The organism is Streptomyces brevispora (assembly GCF_007829885.1).
GTDB classification, from domain to species: Bacteria; Actinomycetota; Actinomycetes; order Streptomycetales; family Streptomycetaceae; genus Streptomyces; species Streptomyces brevispora.
In genome coordinates, this window is record NZ_VIWW01000001.1 from 3332283 (window position 1) to 3350320 (window position 18038).

General features: G+C 69.0%; 15 protein-coding genes and 1 pseudogene. 3 read left to right on the forward strand and 13 right to left on the reverse strand.

Going from position 1 to position 18038, the window contains the following annotated elements:
• Positions 1-6: 6 nt before the first annotated feature.
• The 7 genes from FHX80_RS15415 to FHX80_RS15445 form a co-directional block, all read right to left on the reverse strand.
• Positions 7-1605, reverse strand: coding sequence for a type IV secretory system conjugative DNA transfer family protein (locus FHX80_RS15415; protein ID WP_145764702.1), 1599 nt, complete (start codon positions 1603-1605; stop codon positions 7-9).
• A 1-nt stretch (position 1606) separates the two neighbouring features.
• Positions 1607-3025, reverse strand: a complete 1419-nt coding sequence (locus FHX80_RS15420; protein ID WP_145764703.1) for an ATP-binding protein — start codon at positions 3023-3025, stop codon at positions 1607-1609.
• Positions 3026-3065: 40 nt separating this feature from the next.
• On the reverse strand, positions 3066-4616 hold the full coding sequence (locus FHX80_RS15425; protein WP_145764704.1) for an SCO6880 family protein: 1551 nt from the start codon (positions 4614-4616) through the stop codon (positions 3066-3068).
• Entirely contained in the window at positions 4613-5971 is a 1359-nt protein-coding gene (locus FHX80_RS15430; RefSeq protein ID WP_208764665.1) for a hypothetical protein, read from the reverse strand. The genes FHX80_RS15425 and FHX80_RS15430 overlap by 4 nt, the downstream gene beginning before the upstream one ends.
• A complete protein-coding gene (locus FHX80_RS15435) occupies positions 5961-6833 on the reverse strand; it encodes a DUF8175 domain-containg protein (RefSeq protein ID WP_145764705.1) in 873 nt (290 codons plus the stop codon). Before FHX80_RS15435 ends, FHX80_RS15430 begins: the two co-directional genes overlap by 11 nt.
• 182 nt (positions 6834-7015) lie before the next feature.
• Complete coding sequence (locus tag FHX80_RS15440; RefSeq protein ID WP_024493027.1) at positions 7016-7324, reverse strand: hypothetical protein; 309 nt, start codon at positions 7322-7324, stop codon at positions 7016-7018.
• A 315-nt stretch (positions 7325-7639) separates the two neighbouring features.
• Positions 7640-8290: a ribonuclease FAU-1 family protein gene (locus FHX80_RS15445; RefSeq protein WP_145764706.1), complete on the reverse strand. Its 651-nt coding sequence runs from the start codon at positions 8288-8290 to the stop codon at positions 7640-7642.
• Positions 8291-8731: 441 nt separating this feature from the next.
• Between FHX80_RS15445 and lacZ the strand changes: the two genes are divergently transcribed.
• The gene (lacZ, locus tag FHX80_RS15450) at positions 8732-11896 is read left to right on the forward strand and encodes a beta-galactosidase, LacZ type (protein WP_145764707.1); all 3165 of its coding nucleotides are present in this window, start codon (positions 8732-8734) and stop codon (positions 11894-11896) included.
• An 18-nt stretch (positions 11897-11914) separates the two neighbouring features.
• On the opposite strand, the gene FHX80_RS36395 is transcribed toward lacZ, so the two are convergent.
• The 4 genes and pseudogenes from FHX80_RS36395 to FHX80_RS15470 all read right to left on the reverse strand — a co-directional run bounded on the left by FHX80_RS36395 (position 11915) and on the right by FHX80_RS15470 (position 13769).
• Positions 11915-12166 (reverse strand): DUF397 domain-containing protein, encoded by a 252-nt coding sequence (locus FHX80_RS36395; RefSeq protein WP_145764708.1) that lies wholly within the window; start codon positions 12164-12166, stop codon positions 11915-11917.
• Entirely contained in the window at positions 12159-12350 is a 192-nt protein-coding gene (locus tag FHX80_RS15460) for a DUF397 domain-containing protein (protein ID WP_145764709.1), read from the reverse strand. Before FHX80_RS15460 ends, FHX80_RS36395 begins: the two co-directional genes overlap by 8 nt.
• Before the next feature lie 10 nt (positions 12351-12360).
• Positions 12361-12957, reverse strand: a pseudogene (locus FHX80_RS15465) (DUF5753 domain-containing protein); the annotation flags it as partial.
• Between the two features lie 239 nt (positions 12958-13196).
• Positions 13197-13769 (reverse strand): dihydrofolate reductase family protein, encoded by a 573-nt coding sequence (locus FHX80_RS15470; protein WP_145764710.1) that lies wholly within the window; start codon positions 13767-13769, stop codon positions 13197-13199.
• Between the two features lie 598 nt (positions 13770-14367).
• On the opposite strand from FHX80_RS15470, the gene FHX80_RS15475 reads away from it, so the two are divergent.
• The gene (locus FHX80_RS15475; protein WP_145764711.1) at positions 14368-15567 is read left to right on the forward strand and encodes a hypothetical protein; all 1200 of its coding nucleotides are present in this window, start codon (positions 14368-14370) and stop codon (positions 15565-15567) included.
• A 58-nt stretch (positions 15568-15625) separates the two neighbouring features.
• On the opposite strand, the gene FHX80_RS15480 is transcribed toward FHX80_RS15475, so the two are convergent.
• Together FHX80_RS15480 and FHX80_RS15485 are read right to left on the reverse strand one after the other, a co-directional pair.
• Positions 15626-15772 carry a P-loop NTPase family protein gene (locus tag FHX80_RS15480; protein WP_244318280.1) on the reverse strand — a complete coding sequence of 49 codons (147 nt, stop codon included), beginning with the start codon at positions 15770-15772 and terminating at the stop codon, positions 15626-15628.
• A gap of 82 nt (positions 15773-15854) precedes the next feature.
• Positions 15855-16592: a transposase family protein gene (locus tag FHX80_RS15485; RefSeq protein ID WP_145764713.1), complete on the reverse strand. Its 738-nt coding sequence runs from the start codon at positions 16590-16592 to the stop codon at positions 15855-15857.
• Positions 16593-17229: 637 nt separating this feature from the next.
• Between FHX80_RS15485 and FHX80_RS15490 the strand changes: the two genes are divergently transcribed.
• Entirely contained in the window at positions 17230-17973 is a 744-nt protein-coding gene (locus FHX80_RS15490; RefSeq protein ID WP_145764714.1) for an IPT/TIG domain-containing protein, read from the forward strand.
• Positions 17974-18038: the final 65 nt, after the last annotated feature.

Here is an 18038-nt window from a genome sequence, read left to right on the forward strand (position 1 = left end):
GGTGTGTCAGGGCGCGCTCGGCGTTTGGAGCGGCTGGGTCCAGCGGGCGCGGCCCTGCTCGGGCGAGCGGAGCAGGGCGATGGTGGGCAGACCGTGGGCCTGACCGGTCGCCAGCAGCTCGGGCAGCCGCGGCAAGGGGGCCACGGCTGCGACATCGTCGAGGACGAGCGTCATGGGTGGGTCGAGCCGGCCGGCGGGTGACCGTGCGGCCATGCGGCGGCCGTGCTCGACCACGTCTGAGGTGAGCGCCGTGAGCAGGGGCATGGCTCCCGGGCCCGATCGGGGGCTCTCGATGGGTTCACCCACCACATAAAGGGTGCCCCCCTCGTCCACAAAGGATTCCAGCGCGAGCGCATCGGCTCGGTTGGGGGTGCAGGCGTCGCGGATGTGGACCGAGGAGAGCGCGCCGAAGGCCCGTACGGTGAGTTCCTGTGCCATCTCGCGGCGTTCGGGGTGGGCGGTGAGCGCGGACTCCAGCAGTCCGGCGAGTCCGGATGCGGCCTTGGGGTGGGTACGCAGCAGCCGCACCGGTTCGTGGGCGCTGCCGCCCAGTGCCCAGCGGTGGACCTGGCGGAAGGGGCGGCCGTCCACGGCGGCGGCGTGCAGCCAGCACTGCAGGAGCGTTTCGGCGGTGTCGGCCGTCGCCGCGTCGATGTCGGCCTGCGGCCGGACCGGGGCGAGGAGGGCGGCGGCGCGGGCAGCCGCCCGGTCGGGCAGCTCACAGCCGACGGTGGGGGCCCAGTGGAGCCGGGCCGGGGTGTCGCAGAGGTGGCCCGGGTCGTAGACGAGGACGGGGCCCAGCTTGGCGCGGACGTCCTTGGTCTCGGCCCAGACGCTGGGGTCGGAGGTGACGACGAGCGCGGGCCCGTCCGCCTCGCGGATGGCCTGGACGACGGTGGGCCGGCGGGTGGCTGCCGGCCCGTAGACGACGAGGCGGGCGCGGGGAGAGGGCACGGTGGGCGGCGGAACGGTCGCGAGGGCGTCGGCGGTGTCGGCGGCGGCGTGGACCGGGTTCGCGGGATGCGGATACGGATGCTGCGGCTCGGTGAGGTGTTCCGTGGCGACGAGGGTGGGCTCCTGCGGGGCGGTGCGGGATGCCGGGGCCGGTTTCGTCGCGGGGTCGGGAACCGGGGCCTCGTACGCGTACTCCTGTCGCGTTCCTTGATCGGGCTGCCGCTGGAGTTCCTCCTGTTGACGTTGCTCCAGTTGCTCCAGCCGTTGGGCGCGTTGCCAGGACCGTACGCCGCGCCAGCGCGCGACCACTCCCATCACGAACACGGTCAGCACCACCAGCACCATCAGTTCGCCTATGAACAGGCCCCAGAACAGGCCGTACCCGGAGAGCTCCCCCGCGGGTGTGGCCGGCCAGGCGGCCGGCAGGTCGTGCGGGGCTTCCACCAGTCGGCGTATGGCCAGCGGGGTCTCGGCGAGGGTGACGCCCTGCGGCCAGGCGCCGTGCGTGAGGAGTCCGGCCAGACCGGTGGCCGTCCAGGCCAGCAGTGTCAGCCCGAGCAGGAAGACCAGCAGACCGATCAGCAGCCCGTCGGGGATGCCGCCGGTGCCGTCCCGGTTTCTGCCGGGCTGTGCCCCGCCGTGCCCTGTCATGTCATGCCACCGTTGACTCGGACGACTCGTTGAGCCGCTGTTGGTTCTCGATCCGGGCCGCGCGTTGTTCCGCCTCCAGTTCGGCGGCGCGTACGTCCTCCGGGAGCAGGTCGGTGGCGGAGGACTCCGTCATGGCGCGGTCGGTGAAGACGAGGGGCCGTTCGGCCTCGGTGATCAGGTGTTTGACGACCTGTACGTTTCCGTTGACGTCCCAGACGGCGATGCCCGGGGTGAGCGTGGGGATGATCTCGACCGCCCATCGGGGCAGCCCGAGCACCCGGCCGGTCGCCCGCGCCTCGTCGGCCTTCTGAGCGTAGATCGTGCGGGTCGACGCCATCTTGAGGATGGCTGCCGCCTCCCGCGCCGCGGCCCCGTCGACCACGTCGCTGAGGTGGTGGACGACGGCGACGAAGGACAGCCCGAGCCGTCGGCCGAACTTCAGCAGACGCTGAAAGAGCTGGGCCACGAACGGGGAGTTGATGATGTGCCAGGCCTCTTCGACCAGGAAGATGCGCTTCTTCCGGTCGGGCCTGATCCAGGTGTGTTCCAGCCAGACGCCGACGATCGCCATCAGGATCGGCATGGCGATGGAGTTGCGGTCGATGTGCGAGAGGTCGAAGACGATCAGTGGGGCGTCCAGGTCGATGTCGGCGGACGTCGGTCCGTCGAACATGCCGCGCAGGTCGCCGTCGACGAGCCGGTCCAGGACGAGGGCGACGTCCAGGCCCCAGGCCCGTACGTCGTCTATGTCGACGTTCATCGCCGCGGCGGAATCGGGCTCCGGGTGGCGCAGTTGGTCGACGATGTCCATGAGGACGGGCTGGCGGTCGGTCTTCGTCTCGTTCACGAAGGCGTGCGCGACCTTGAGCGCGAAGCCTGACCGTTCGTCGAGGCCGTGCCCCATGGCGACTTCGATGATCGTGCGGAGCAGGGCGAGCTGCCCGGTCGTGGTGATCGCGGGGTCGAGCGGGTTGAGACGGATGCCACCGTTGAGCGCGGAGGTGGGGTCGAGGCGGATGGGGGTCAGGCCCAGTTCCTGAGCGATGAGGTTCCATTCGCCGACACCGTCCTCGCCCTGCGCGTCCAGGACGACGACCTGGCGGTCGCGGAAGCGGAGCTGGCGGAGCACGTACGTCTTCTCCAGCGCGGACTTGCCGTTCCCGGACTCGCCGAGCACCAGCCAGTGCGGGGCGGGGAGCTGCTGGCCGTACAGCTGGAAGGGGTCGTAGATGTAGCCCTTGCCGGAGTACACCTCGCGGCCGATGATCACGCCGGAGTCGCCGAGGCCGGGGGCGGCGGTGGGCAGATAGACCGCCTGGGCCTGTCCGGTCGAGGTGCGGACGGGCAGCCGGGTCGTCTCCACCTTCCCGAAGAGGAAGGCGGTAAAGGCGTCCGACATCGCGGACAGCGGATCTCGCATGGCGTGACCGACCTCCCTTTCGTCTCTCGGTCGTGTGGGGCTAGCGGCGGATGCCGGTGGCGAACGGCAGGGTGTTCACGAACGCGCGGTGGTGCTCGCGGTCGCACCACTCCAGCTTCAGGTACGACTTGCCGGCGGAGGCCCGGATCGTCCGCTTGTCGCGGGCGAGGGACTCGGGCGAACGCGACGACACGGTGATGTACCCCACCAGGTTCACCCCGGCCGCTCCGCTCGCGAGATCTTCACCCCGCTGGTCGAGCCTGCCGTGGGCGGCGATGTCGCGGGGGTCGACGGTGCGGTTCATCTTGGCCTGGCGGCTGGCCTCGGCCTCGTCGTTGGTCTTCTCGGTGAGCATCCGCTCGATGGCCACCTCGGTGGGTTCGAGGTCCATGCAGACCGCGACCGTACGGATCACATCGGGGGTGTGGACGAGGAGCGGGGCCAGGAAGTTGACGCCGACGGGCGTCATCGGCCACTCCTTCACCCAGGCCGTGGAGTGGCACCAGGGCGCACGGGTGGACGACTCACGGGTCTTGGCCTGGAGGAACGTCGGCTCGATCGCGTCCAGTTCGGCCGGCCAGGCGTTGCGCTTCGTCATGGCCTGGATGTGGTCGATGGGGTGGTCGGGGTCGTACATCGAGTGCACGAGAGAGGCCAGGCGGCTCTGGCCGAGCGGCTGGCGTACCCGGATGTCGGCCTCGGCGAGGCGGGCGCAGATGTCGGTGAGCTCGCGGGCCATGACGACGGCGAGACCCGCGTCCCGGTCGAGCTTGCGGCCGCCGTGGGGGCGGGCGGCGCGGGCCATGGCGTTGGCCTCGGCGGCGAGCTCGCGGTCGAACTCCATGCAGGCGACGAGGTAGGCGCGGTGCTGCTCGCTGGAGGTGGAGACCATCGACTGGAGCTGGTCGTAGGACTCCTGGAGCCAGCCCGGGGAGGCCTTGTCGCCGCGCTGGGCGACGTCCTTGGCGTGTGCGTCCGGGTCGGCGGGCAGGGTGCGGGCCAGCATCTGGATGCGGGTCACGAAGCCGTCGCCGTTGGCGACGTGCTTGAGCAGCGTGCCGAACCGGTCGACGAGTGCTTCCTGGTCCTCGCTGTCGCGCAGCCCGACGCCGGGCCCCTCGATCTCGATCGCCGCGGTGACGGTACGGCGGTCGGCGTGCAGCAGTACGGCGATCTCGTCCGGCCCGAAGGGCGCGGCCAGCCAGTTGATCCGGCCGATGCCGGGGGGCGGCCCGATCTCGACCTCACGCCCGTCGGCGCTGACGCCGGCCTCCATGGCGCCGGACTTGTACGTGGTGCCGCGGCGCAGGGAGCGCTTGTAGCTGCGGTTGATCTCGAACCACTTGTAGAAGGTCCGGTGCTTGTACGGGACGTAGACGATCGCCAGGGCGAGCATCGGGAAGCCGGTGAGCAGCACGATCCGCATGGACAGGACCGGTACGAGCAGCCCGCTCATCATGCCGAGGAACGCCCCGGCGATGATCAGGGCGATCTCGCCGGTCTCGCGGTTCTTGCCGACCATCGCGTTGGGCCTGGCCCGGCCGATGAGATACGTACGGCGGGGCGCGATCGGATGGGACTGCGTGCTCAACGCCCGCCACCTCCTGTGCTGTTGTTACCTGAGCTGCCTGATCCGCGGCGCGGGCCGCGGCTGCTGTGCGGGGTTCCGGAGGTGGGGCCCGACCCGCTGCGGGGCGGAGGTGCGGCGGAGGGGACAGATCCGCCGCCGACCCCGCTCCCGGAGTTGCGGGAGCTGTGGGCGGCGACACCGCCGCTGACCGGGTTGGCGGGGCGTCCGCCGCCGCTGTTGCCTCCGCCGCCGTCCTGGCCGCCACGGCTGCTGTGGGTCTTGATGCCCTGGGAGACGAGAGCCGCGGGCGAGCTGATCATCGCGGCGGCCTGGGAGCCGTCGGTGGCCTGCTTGCGGTTGGTGCGGGCGCCCTGGATCTCGTCGCCGAAGCCGGGGACGAAGCGGTAGATCATGCCGGAGGCGAAGATCGCCAGCAGGATGATGGACAGCCCGGACACGACGGCGGAGAACGCGTCGGGCCCGTCGTCCGAGGACAGTGCGCCGGCCAGGCCGAGCACGACGACGATGACCGGTTTCACCATGATCACCGCGATCATGATGCCTGCCCAGCGGCGTACGTGCCCCCACATGTTCTTGTCGACGAGCCCCGCGTACACGGCGGTTCCGAGCAGGGCGCCCACGTACAGCAGGGCGGCCCGGATCACGAGCTCCAGCCAGAGGATGCCCGCGGCGAGGATCGACACCAGTGAGACGACGATCAGCATGATCGGCCCGCCGCCGATGTCGGAGTCCTTCTTGAGCGCCTCGGCGAACGACCCGAAGAAGACGTCTGTCTGCCCGCCGGAGGACGAGGCGATGACATCGGTGACGCCGTCGGTCGCGGAGACGATCGTGTAAAGGATCAGGGGCGTGAACGCGGACGCGAGGACCGTCAGCCACAGGAAGCCGATGGCCTCGGAGATCGCGGTGGTGAGCGGCACACCGCGGATGGCGCGCTTGGCGACGGCGAGCAGCCACAGGACGAGGGTCAGCACGGTGGAGGCGGCGAAGACGATCGCGTACTGCTGGAGGAACCGGGTGTTCGTGAAGTCGACGTTCGCGGTGCTTTTGACGGCGTCGCTGAGCTTGCCCACGATCCACGCGGCGGCGTCGGCACAGCCGCGGCCCAGGGAGGTGAGGGGGTCGAGGGCGGGGTCGGTGCTTTTGGGGAGAGTGGATTTGGGGGAGGCGTCGCCGTCCTCGCAGTACTGCTTGGCGGGGCCGATGAGTAGATCGCAGGCTTTGTTGCTCGGACTTGGTGAGGGTGAAGGGGTGGGAGCAGCAATCGCACGCGCAGAGAAGACGACAACGGCTGTCTGCACTGCTGCCAGCGCGGTGAAGATGGAGCGGACGTGGAGCCGAGGGCTATCGGGCATAAGTGAAACCTCCGTACTCCTCGACGGCCTTGCTGATTTCGTCCGAGCTGGAAGCTGCAACATCTCCAGGGACCGGAGCCGGTCCGTCCCTCTGGGAGTCCGTTACGGCCTTCCAGTCCTTGTCCGCCCAGGTGAGTTCGACGGTCCAGGTCTTCCAGGCGGTGCGGACCGGGTCGGTGGACCCAGGACCGGACATACCAATCAGACCCATGTACCAGACCGAGACCTTGGCTGTGCTGGCGTCGAAGGACTCCAACTTGGTACCTACCGGCACTGTTCGAGATACGAATGTGCTGCCTTGCGGCGCATTCCCGTTGGCATCGAGCCCGAGCTTGTCGAGGAACGCGGGAGAGTAGGCAGTATCCTGCGGGTCTCTGAGCTTCCCCGCTGCTTCAGGCGTGTAGATGCTGTCCACGATTGTGTGCCGGCTGTCCTTCTTGAACATCTCGACGGACCCGAGCGCCACCGCGAAGTTGGACGCCGCGCTCTGCGCCCCCTGCTCGTCATGCGCGAACCCGGAGGCGATCTCGCCGTTCTTCCCCGTCACCGGCTTCGTCCCCGTAGCCGCCGTCGGTGCCGAGCCGGTCTTCTTGCCGTTGCTTCCCGAGGTGCCGTCGCCGCCGTTGCCGCCGTCGCCCCCGCCCATGTTCGCGAAGGCGATAGCGGCCAGGAGCAGGACCACCACGCCGATGACCGTGAAGAGCGAGCGGGATTTGCGGGCCGGGCGGCGGGGGCCGTAGCCGTCGCCGCCCTGGCTGTCGGGGAGGCGGGTACGGGTCTGGCGCGTACCGCCGAGGGTGCTGTAGCCGTCGCTCGAACGGCCGGAGTCGTTGCCGTAGCCGTCCTCGTCGCCGAGACTCATGCCGCGTACGCCCCCTCAACCGTTGCCTGAACCGCGTCGTAGTACGACGGTAGCCGTGCTGGTTCCCGCGTGGACGCGGTGTGGTGACTCGACATCAGGGAGACGCAACCTCTGCCGGTGGGCACGACGGGCGGATGGTGGGGAAGGGGCGGGATTGCCCCCGGGCGCGGGCTGACGGCCGGTTAGACGGCCATCCCGTAGACGATGGTGAACAAGGTGCCCAGCGATCCGATGATGAACACACCGGTCAGACCGGCGACGATCAGCCCCTTGCCCTGCTCCGCGCTGAATGTGTCGCGCAGAGCAGTCGCGCCGATCCGCTGCTTCGCCGCGCCCCAGATCGCGATGCCGAGGCAGAGCAGGATGGCGATCGCCATCACTACCTCGATCATTACGCGGGCCTCGTTGCCCAAGGTCCCGAACGGGCCCCAGTTCGGGGCGATTCCGCCGATGATGGTGGTGATGTCGCCCTTCTCAGCTGCCAGGATCATGTAAGTCACCGCCCCTGTTGGGTAGTTCAGTGCCCGTGCCGCACGGCACGAGTCGCCCTCTATCTTCGCTGATGAAACTGCCTTCGTACGACGACTTGACGGCTCTCTTTACCCGAATCTCGCACATTTGACCGGCTTGGCCGCCCTGACCTGCGGATCGAATCGGTGTCTGAGCGAATTACGTATCGTTACTCTGTGTATCACGGAGCGTGACGCCGGGCAATGATTGTCATCGCGCCACCCTGGCCGAGACCCGCATCAGGGCCCGAACCGCACCCATCAGGGCATGTGTGGCGTGGTGGGCGTACGCGTAGTTCAGAGGATCGAGCGGCGGGGATGGGGCGGGCGGGGCGGTGTCGTCCAGGCCGGCGGCGGCCGGAAATCACACCAGGAGCCGTCGAAGGGAAACGTTCCGGCCTCGGCGAGCCGGGCCACCGTGTCGCCCTCGGTCCGGATGGCGGCGGCTTCTTCGGCCGTCCAGTACGCGGGGTGGCCGGTCTTCTCGGCGAAGGACTGCTCGTCCTTCCACTGCCAGGTGCGGTCCGGCGCCACGTTGAGGTCGAGTTCGTGGTCGGCGATGTCGATGTCGTCACCGTGGTGGACCCGGCGTTCCAGATTGACGTACCAGCCACGGAATTTCTGTCTGCGCCCGAAGAGCCATAGGACGGAGTGGGCTGCGCCGGTCGGCTGGTAGAAGAGGGCGTTGCCCATCGGCCACCGGTCGGCGACCACCGGGTAGCCCTCGGCGGGGCGCTCGTGCGGTGCGATGTCCCGCAGGTGTGTGCCGTGCGGGAGGGCCGAGCGCCACATGGGCGTGCCGGTCTTCATCCACACCAGCTGACCCGTGGTCGTACGTTCGACGAGGCGCACGGGTACGGAGGCGCTCAGATGGCCGCCAATGAAGAAGTTCCAGTGCAGGATCTGCCCCGGCTTGTCGCTCGCGCCTTCACCCATGGCCTCGTTCATGCCGATGATCATGCCCACGGCGGGGCGTCGGGACACGTGGCCGGGACATCTGTCGGTAGCCTGCCACGGTCGGCCCCGTCGGCCGGCGACGGCGCCACGGGCCGCCAGGGCCTCGGCCGACCCGGTGACTGGCGGTCTCACCCGTACCGGACGGGGCTTCGGGCATTGCCAGGGCGGGGCGTCCCGGTGGTGGTCATCCGAACCGCACGGTTCTGATCTGCCGTCGGGTCGGTGTGGCGGCAGCCGTAGCTGCAGCGGGACCGGGCCATCGCGTACTTTCGGCCACCTTCGGCGGTACCCCGCCGCTCTTTGATGTGGTCAGGCCTCTGATGCCGGGGCCGCCTCGGCCGCGACGCGCGCCGATCCCGCGCGGAGTCTTGCGTGTTGAGTGATTTCGTCTGATGGTGATGGTTCTTGTTGCCTTCCGTACGGAGTCGCTTCATGAGCGCATACCGTCCGAGCCGTCGTTCCGTCCTTTCGACCGGCGCAGCCCTCGCGGGCTGGGCCGTCTTCTCAGCACAGAGACAGGCTTTCGCCGCGGACGGCCCCGAGTGGGACGCGGAGCCGAGAGTCTTCCAGGTCGGCAGAGAGGCGGCGCGGGCCCGGCTCTTGCCGTACGCGAACGGCTCCGACGCACTGCGCGGACGCATGGAGAAGTCGCCCTACTTCCGCTCCCTGAACGGCACGTGGCGCTTCAAGTGGTCCAGGAACCCCGACGCCCGCCCGGCCGGTTTCGAGGCACCCGGTTACGACGACGGCGACTGGGACCGCATCCCCGTACCGTCGAACTGGGAGATCGAGGGCTACCCGGAGCCGATCTACCTCAATATCCGCTATCCGTGGGTCGGCTACGAGACTCCCGAACCACCTGCGGTTCCGCACGACTTCAACCCGGTCGGCTCCTACCGCCGCACCTTCACCGTGCCGCGCGACTGGTCGGGCCGGCGCACCCTGATCTCCTTCCAGGGCGTGAAGTCGGCGTTCTTCCTCTGGGTCAACGGCAAGCGCGTCGGTTACAGCGAGGACAGCTACACCCCCGCCGAGTTCGACATCACCGGCCATGTGCGGCCGGGCGACAACACCCTGGCCGTCGAGGTCTACCGCTGGTCCGACGGCAGTTGGCTGGAGGACCAGGACATGATCGACCTGTCCGGGATCTTCCGTGACGTCTATCTGTACGCGATCGCGCCGGTCCATGTGCAGGACCTGTTCGTGCGGACCGCGCTGGATGCCGCGTACCGTGACGCGGTCCTCACGGTCACCGCGACCGTACGCAACCGGGGCGCCGCCGGGGCCGCCGGCGGTCACCGGATCGAGGCGGTGCTGTACGACGACCGGGGGCGCCGCGTCGGCCGCCCCCTCACCGGCGACGTCTTACCGCAGGGCGCGGGGGACACGGAGGTGACGCTGAAGGCGGACGTCGCCGCGCCCGCGCTGTGGTCGGCCGAGGACCCGAACCTGTACACCCTGGTCGTCACGCTCACCGACGGTTCGGGGCGTGCGGTCGACATCCAGCGGACCCGCACCGGCTTCCGCGAGGTCGAGTACGGGCCAGGCAGGCTCACCGTGAACGGCAAGCCCGTCATGTTCCGCGGCACCAACCGCCACGAGTCCGACCCCGACCACGGTCAGGCGATCCGCGAGCCGCGGATGCTCCAGGACATCCGGCTGATGAAGCAGCACAACATCAACGCCGTGCGCACCTCGCACTACCCCAACAGCCCGCGCTGGCTGGAGCTGTGCGACGAGTACGGCCTGTACGTCATCGACGAGACGAACCTGGAGACCCACGGCGTGCGCGACACCGTGCCGTCCTCCCTGCCGGAGTGGACCGACGCCTGTGTCGACCGGCTCCGCTCCATGGTCGAGCGCGACAAGAACCACCCGTGCGTCGTGGTCTGGTCGCTGGGCAACGAGGCCGGTGGGGGGTCCAACTTCCAGGCCATGGCCGACTGGGTGCACGCCCGGGACGCCTCCCGGCCCGTGCACTACGAGGGCATGAACGCCGTCGCCGACCTGCACAGCGAGATGTACACCAGGCCGGCGGGCGTGGAGGCGTACGGCAAGTCGGGCAATCCGACGCCCTTCATGCTCTGCGAGTACGCGCACGCCATGGGCAACAGCAGCGGAAACCTCAAGGAGTACTGGGACATCTTCGAGCGCTACCCGAATCTGCACGGTGCGTTCGTGTGGGACTGGGTCGACCAGGCGATCCGGCTCCCGGTGCCGGGTGACTCGAAGCGCAGCTACCTGTCGTACGGCGGGGACTGGCACGACGGGTACCCCACCGACGCGAACTTCTGCTGCAACGGCCTGGTCGCGGCGGACCGTACGCCGCACCCCGGTCTGCTGGAGCTCAAGAAGGTCTACCAGCCGGTCGCCGTCCTCGCGGCGGATCTCGCGGCCGGGACGGTCACGGTGCGGAACAAGCACCTGTTCAGCGGCCTGGACGCGTACGAGCTGCGCTGGGACGTGACCTGCGACGGCCGGAGCGTGCAGCACGGCGGGCTCGCGGCGCCGGATGTGGCGCCCGGCGGCGAGGGCACCGTGCGCATCCCCTGCCGCAAGCCGCGCACGCCCGTGCCGGGTGCCGAGTACTGGCTGAACGTGTCGTTCGTACTGAAATCGGCGACCGATTGGGCCGATGCGGGGCACACCGTGGCCGCCGAACAGCTCGCTCTCGACTGGCACACCCCGGCCCCCGCCGACCCGGCCCCGGACACGCTGCCCGCTCTCACCCTCGACGAGACGGACGCGCGTGTCCACATCAGTGGGCGGGACGTGGAAGTGGTCCTGGACAAGAACACCGGAACGCTGGCGTCGTACCGGGTGAAGGGGCGGCTGCTGCTGGCCGGCGGCCCGGTGCCGAACTTCTGGCGCGGGCCCACCGACAACGACATCGGCCGCGGCGCCCAGAACTCCCTGCGGACCTGGCGGGCCGCCGGCACCGACCGCGAGGTCACCTCCGTCAGGACCGGCCGACCGTCGCCCGGAGTGGTCACCGTAGAGGTGCACTGCACCCTGCCCACCGCCCCCGCGGCGTCCACCTGGACCACGGTGTTCACCGTGCGCGGAGACGGCGAGATCCGGGTCCGGCACACCCTGGAGGCCCCCGCCGGGCTGCCCGATCTGCCCATGGTGGGAGCCCTGCTGACGATTCCGGAGGGCTTCGAGCAGATCGACTGGTACGGGCGCGGCCCGCAGGAGAACTACTGGGACCGGCACACCGGCGCGTTCGTGGGCCGCTACCGCTCCACGGTCGACCAGCAGGTCGCGCCGTACATCCGGCCCGAGCAGACCGGCAACATGACGGACGTGCGCCATCTGTCGGTGACGGACCGGTCGGGCACCGGACTTCTGGTGCGGGCCGATCCGGACGAGGGCGAGCCCATGCTGGAGACGAGCGTCCTGCACTACTCGCCGTCCGACCTGGACGGACCGAGGCACCCCTACGAACTGAAGCGCCGCGACGAGACGATCCTGGGCGTCAACCACCGTCAGATGGGAGTCGGCGGCAACGACTCCTGGGGAGCCCCGCCGCTCGCGGAGTACCTGCTGCACGCGGGTCGCACCTACACGTACGCGTACCGGCTGCGGTCCGCGTAGACCCGCGTCCACGGTCCGTCAGCTGATGCGGGCCCGTCCTCTGGTTGACGGCCCGATGCTGCCGTCCGGGTCGGCGAAGTGGTCGAACTCGCCGGCCCGGACGCCCTTGGTGAAGGCCTCCCATTTGGTGCGGGTGGTGGTGACGATGTTGTCGGGGTCGCTGGTCTCGCGCAGGTGGACGGTGTCGCCGGGCCCGAAGGCGATCTCGATCCAGGGGCCGGGTCCCGGGGCGTCCTCGGGGGCGGCGCGGATCCAGGTGAGGTCAGTCATGGGGGTGGGCCTCCTTGAGGGTACGAAGGAGGGCAGCCCAGGCGGTGGGGGCGGCCTGGATTATTGCGCCGGTGGGGTCGCCGCTTTCGGTGAGGTTCACCGTTCCCGGAGTGAGGGCGGCGACGTGGATGCAGGAGTTGCCCTGGGCACAGTAGGAGGACTTCTGCCAGGTGGGGGCTGTCATCTTGGTTTCCTCACAGACTGTGGGCGATGTCGTGGATGAAGGCACGGGACTCAGTCTCGCCGAGTGCTGTGGACTCCATGCGGCCGAGGAGGACTCGGTATTTCTCCAGTTGTGCAGCGGAGTCGAGAAAGACGGGTCCGTGCGACTGGTCCAGGTTGACCGTATCGAGCCGGGACACAGCGCCGGCGAAGTAGTAGATCGACTGGCCCGATCCCGCGAAGGTTCCGGCGGCGAACGGAATCACCCTGATGCCGATGTGTTCACGTTCGCTCGTGTCGAGTAGATGGCGAAGCTGCCGACGGGTTACGTCGGCTCCGCCGAACTGCATCCGGAGGGCCGCCTCGTGCACCACTGCCTGGTGTGGCGTCGGAGTGCTCCTGAACAGGACCGCCTGACGCTTGATCCGGAACGAAATGCGGTGCTCGATGTCGGGCGGAGACAGCTCGGGCACATCCTGGCGGAACACCTCGCGTGCGTACTCCGGAGTCTGGAGAAGGCCGGGAATGTGCACGGTGACGGCCGTACGGAGCCTGCGGGCGTGCTGCTCGACCTCGGCGAGGTCGAGCAGCGGTCCGGGAAGCACCTCCCGGTACTCCTCCCGGCGCCGATGGTGGCGGTGCGCTTGCGGTTGCGGTTGCGGATCGTACGCATGAGATTCCCCGTGACGGTCGTGTGGCGGTGAAGTGTGACGGTGCAGCCACGGCCCGGAACTTGCGGCGGCGAACCGCTCCCCCTCCTGACCTGCTGACACCTGAACCTTCTCGCCCGCCGCTCATGTTCTGCTAACGCCTCCCTGTCGTCCCGCTAACGTCCCCGGAAGCCGCGCTTCCGGGAGGTTCGACGTCGTCAGCGGACGACGTCGAAGATGTTCATCTGCAGGCCGTTGGCGTATGCCTTGTGCTCGACGAGCTTCAGCTTCTGGGTGTCCTTGTCCGTGTCGCTGAACAGGCGCTTGCCCGCGCCGAGGAGCAGCGGGAAGACGAGGAGGTGGTAGCGGTCGATCAGGCCGGCGTCCGAAAGGCTCCGGTTCAGGGCGGCGCTGCCGTGGACGATGATCGGGCCGCCCTCGGTCTCCTTCAGCGCGGCAACCTCGTCGAGGGAGCGCAGGATCGTGGTCGTGCCCCAGTCCGTGACGAGGTCGTCCTCGGTGAGCGTGGTGGAGACGACGTACTTCGGCATCACCTTGTAGTCGGCGAATTCCTCCATGCCGGGCCACACCGGGCTGAACGCCTCGTAGCTGACCCGGCCCATCAGCATCGCGGCGGCTTCCGTCTGCTCCCGGCCCTTGATCTCGAATGCCTCGGGGAGGAACTCCATGTCCTTGAAGGTCCAGCCCGAGTTGCGGTAGCCGGGCTCGCCGCCGGGGGCCTCCACGACGCCGTCGAGCGAGACGAAGGCGGTGCTGATCAGGGTACGCATCGAGATCTCCGAGATTGTTGTTGGGCCGGTGTTCTGCCAGTGCTCTGCGGGTTCGGGCGGTGCACGTTCTGACCGCTCCGCGGACGTAGCGCACGGTCGTAGTGCACAGACGTAGTGCACCAAGTTATGACTGTCAGACTCTGGATCGCGGAGAGACTCATCGGTCGGCGGCCACCTGTTCGAAGTGGGTGCGACCATACGGATCACAGGAGCGCGGTGGTCCTGACGAGCTCGGGCGTGCCGGTGCGGCAGACGTGCACACGGAACCAGTGGTGCGGCACGGCGGCACGGCCTGGCGGAAGTCGACGAGCGGTCCGGCGTACCCGCCGTGGGCGTTGAGTCGTCCCTGACGCGGTTGTGCCCTGTGCGCGTTCTGCTCCGTGGGCCGTGCGGATGGCTGCTGGAAGGCACGCGTCACCGTCGAGCCGAGCAGTGTACCCACGACCGCGATGATGCTCGTGACAATGGCATCCATAAGGCACCATGCAACCAGACGCCCGCTACCGTGCGAGGTCCGTCGACGAGCGCCGTTCCCAGCCGCTCGGCCGTGCGTCACGATGGTCGTGACCCCGGCGGGCGGGTCTACGTTAGGTGTGATGTGCCCAAGTCTGCCGACGCAGTTGAGACTGCCGCCCCGCCGTCCTCGAAGCCGGTACCGCCGCCCTTCCTGCTGACGCCACGCCAGGGGGAGGCGGCGCGTGCGCTCCTCTCGTACGTGGTCGAGTTGCCCCTCGTCTCCGTCGACGCACAGCTGCTCGCCGTCGTCGTGGCCATCCGGGCCGCGCGGGGCGGGATCGGCAACCTCACGGGCACCGACCTGCGGTCGTTGCGGCTGGAGAACCCGGAGCGGGCCGTCGCCGAACTGGCCACCGCCGGGTGGCAGGTGCCCGAATCGCTGATCGGCGGGGACCCGGACGAGCCGGCGGGGATCGTGGTGCCGGAGCTGGCGCCGGGGCCGGGCCACCCGATGCCGTTGGGCAAGGGCACACGGTCGCGGGTGTCGGGATGGGCCATGCGCACGCGGGTCGCCAAGCCGGTCAGGAAGACCACACCGGCTGCCCGGCTCGCCGCCCTGTTCCTGGCCGCCCACAGCGCCGCCGATCTCTCCGGACACATCCCCGCCGGGCTGCCCGGGGACTGCTGCGACGCGCTGCCCGAACTCCTCGCCAAGGGGTTCCTCGCCGACGTGTCCGGTGACGCCTACCGGCTGGGGCCGGTGGTGGGTCACCTGGCGGGCATGTTCCGCACCCCCGAGGAGCTCGCGGAACTCGCCGAGCAGGAGGCGGCGCAGCGGGCGGCGCGCGAGGCGGCGGCCGCCGCCGAACCTCCGGAGATCACCCCGGCCCGGTGGGCCGAGTGGAAGTCCGGGATCAGTCCGGCTCTGCTGCGTCACGTGGAGGCGGTGGAGCAGTGCCCCTTGTGCCGGTTCTCCTTCGGACGGGTCGCGAACGCGTTCGCGACCTCGCCCCCCGAGGTCCCCGTTCCCCGGTCGGTGTTCAGCGCCTACGAGACGTGGAGGGACGCGCACCCCGACTGCGGCAGGGAGGCCGCCGCGTTCACCGTGGCCTTCCGCGCGGAGCACGGCCACGGTCCGTCGTACGGTCAGCTGTGCAAGGGCCTGGGCTGGAAGAAGCTGCCGCGGTCGCTGCGTGGCTTCGTCGTGCACCGGATCGTCGCCGAGGACTGGTTGACCGACACGTCCCCGGTGCCGTGGACCCTGCGACCGGGGAAGGTCGCCCAGACCCACGGCATCGCGCTGCCGGCGCAGGCGGTCCGCGTCAGTCGCAGCAGCCGCTGAAGCCCACGGTGTGGGTCGGCCCGGCCTTGTGGGCTCGGGCTCTGCCGGGGGCCTTGGTTCAGTGATCGAGCGGGGTGAGGGCTGCCAGACCGGTTTCGGTCATGATGCGGTCCGTCGTGCCGGCCAGGCTGTCGGCGGCGCCGATCAGCGATTCCGCGCGGCCGGGGAGCAGGTCGCGAGGCCGGTACCAGTCGCGTAGCTCCACCTCCCCGTACTCATCCGCCTGGGGCTTCGTGGCGTGCCGCCGCACCGTTTCGGCGAAGTCGATGTCCAGGTAGTGAGCGTTTTCAGCACTGCCTCTTCAGGGTGAGGACGGCTTTGGCGATTGACGTCATGCGGTTGGGGCTGATCCGTGATCTTCGGAAGATCCGCCAGGACTTGAGTCGTGAGATGCCGCGTTCGACGGGTGCTCGGGGCGTGGCCAGTGCCCGGTTGATCGTCTGCTGTGTTGGGGTCAGCTGCCCGCCAGGTGGGCGTCTGCGCCCGGTGGTGACCCAGGGGCCGGCGCGGTCAGCCAGGATGGGAACGCCCTGACGTTCGCAGATCCGGATGATCCGGTGGGTGCGAGCGGCGCTCAGGTCGTGGCACCGGCCCGGCTGGACCGGCGAGATCCACAGCACCTGACCGATCGGCTCAGTCACGACCTGCACGTTCACGCCGTGGCGGCGGTGCTTGTGCGAGTAGTCGGCCCGGCCGTTGCCGACCCGGTCGCACTCGGCGAGCGTCCCGTCGAGCAGGACGTACTCCGGTTCGTGCTCGCGCAGGACCTTGAGCAGGCCGGGTGCGCGGGCGGCCAGGAGGTCGATCACCGCGGTGGTGTAGGCGTGGGCGGTGCCGACCGAGGTACCGAAGCCAGCGGCTATCTGGGACAAAGTGTCGTGCTTACGCAGGTACACCAGGCCCACAAGCGCACGTTGGTGCGGCGGAAGCTTGCGGCGGCGGTCACCCTCGCGGGTGACGACGAGCATGGTGACCCACTCGACCAGCGCATGAGGAAGGTCAAGTGCGGCAGGGTAGCCAACCAACAAGGCACCTGCGCTGACGAGTTGAGACTTCGAACATCTCCCTCAACGGCTCAGGTGCCTCGTGCGTTGCGCCCACGTCGGCGTCACCCCATCGGTGGCCACTCTGAAAACGCTCAATCAAGTTACCGCTTCCAGAGCTGAAGAATGGGGCCGCCTGACATCCAGCTCTTCCTCGCGCCGGTCGACCACGAACCAATGCAACGGAATTGATGGGGCATCGGGTAGCTCCGGCCCCCTAATGCAAATTGCTATAACCACTTTTATGTATGCGCCACTGGGGTGCTGCAATACACGGCTGGGCGCTCGACCGAATGGGTGACATCTCGTCGGAACCCTTGTGACCGCGACACTCGAATGGGTTAATCAAGGTATCCATTCAGATGGATTGACTCTCCGAGCGATGCGAGCAAGTCGCTGATCCAGCGCCGACCAGCGCTGGATGCGCGGTGTACTTCGATGGCCCTGCATATCAGGCAGGCGGCCGATACCGCCAAGTGCACGCCATTGCAGGGCCACCGAGATACCACCTGGCCAGTGGGCACGAGACACAGTTCGCACCGATTGAGGTGTCCGCGAATCCGAACGCCCCATCACTGCTTGGCAATGTACCGCATTGCCTAGCGAGGAGGAATCTCTCATGCCAATCAGCCCGAACCAAGGGTCAAGTGGCGGCGGAACACTCGTCACCATCACCGGTACCGGCCTCAGCGGCACCACCGCGGTGCGCTTCGGCACCCGGTCCGCCACCGCCGTCACCAACGTCTCGCCCACCCAGGTCACCGCCGTCTCACCGTCGGGCAACGGATCGGTCGGCGTCACCGTGACCACGCCGGGAGGAACGAGCAACCCCATCCCGTTCTTCTACGTCGGGGCGCCGTTCAAGCAGTCCCTGAGCCCGACTTCCGGGTCGACGGCGGGCGGTGGGACCGTCACCATCAACGGCACAGGCCTGTCCACTGCCAGCAGTGTCGCCTTCGGTGCCAACACGGCGGTACCGACGGTCGTGTCGGACGGCCAGATCACGGTCTCCGCGCCGGCCGGCGCGGCGGGATCGGTGGGGGTCAGTGTCACCACGGCGGGCGGCACCAACAACGGGCTGTCGTACACCTACGTCGCCGTCCCGACGGTGACGACGTTGACCCCTGCTTCAGGACCGACGACGGGCGGCACGACCGTGACCGTGGCCGGTACCGGCCTCACCAGCACGAACGAGGTCACCTTCGACGGCAACCCCGCTCCCTTCACCGTGCTCTCCGACACTTCGGTGTCGGCCGTCACGCCCCCCGGAGCGGCCGGCGCCGTCGACGTCGTCGTGACCAATGACGCAGGCAGCGCGACCGCAGTGGGCGCGTACACCTACCTCGCAGGTCCCGGCATCTGACCAACCCTCAGGAGGGTTTCGGTCGCCGCCGGTGGCGGCGGCCGAAACCCCACCGAAGTGGAAAC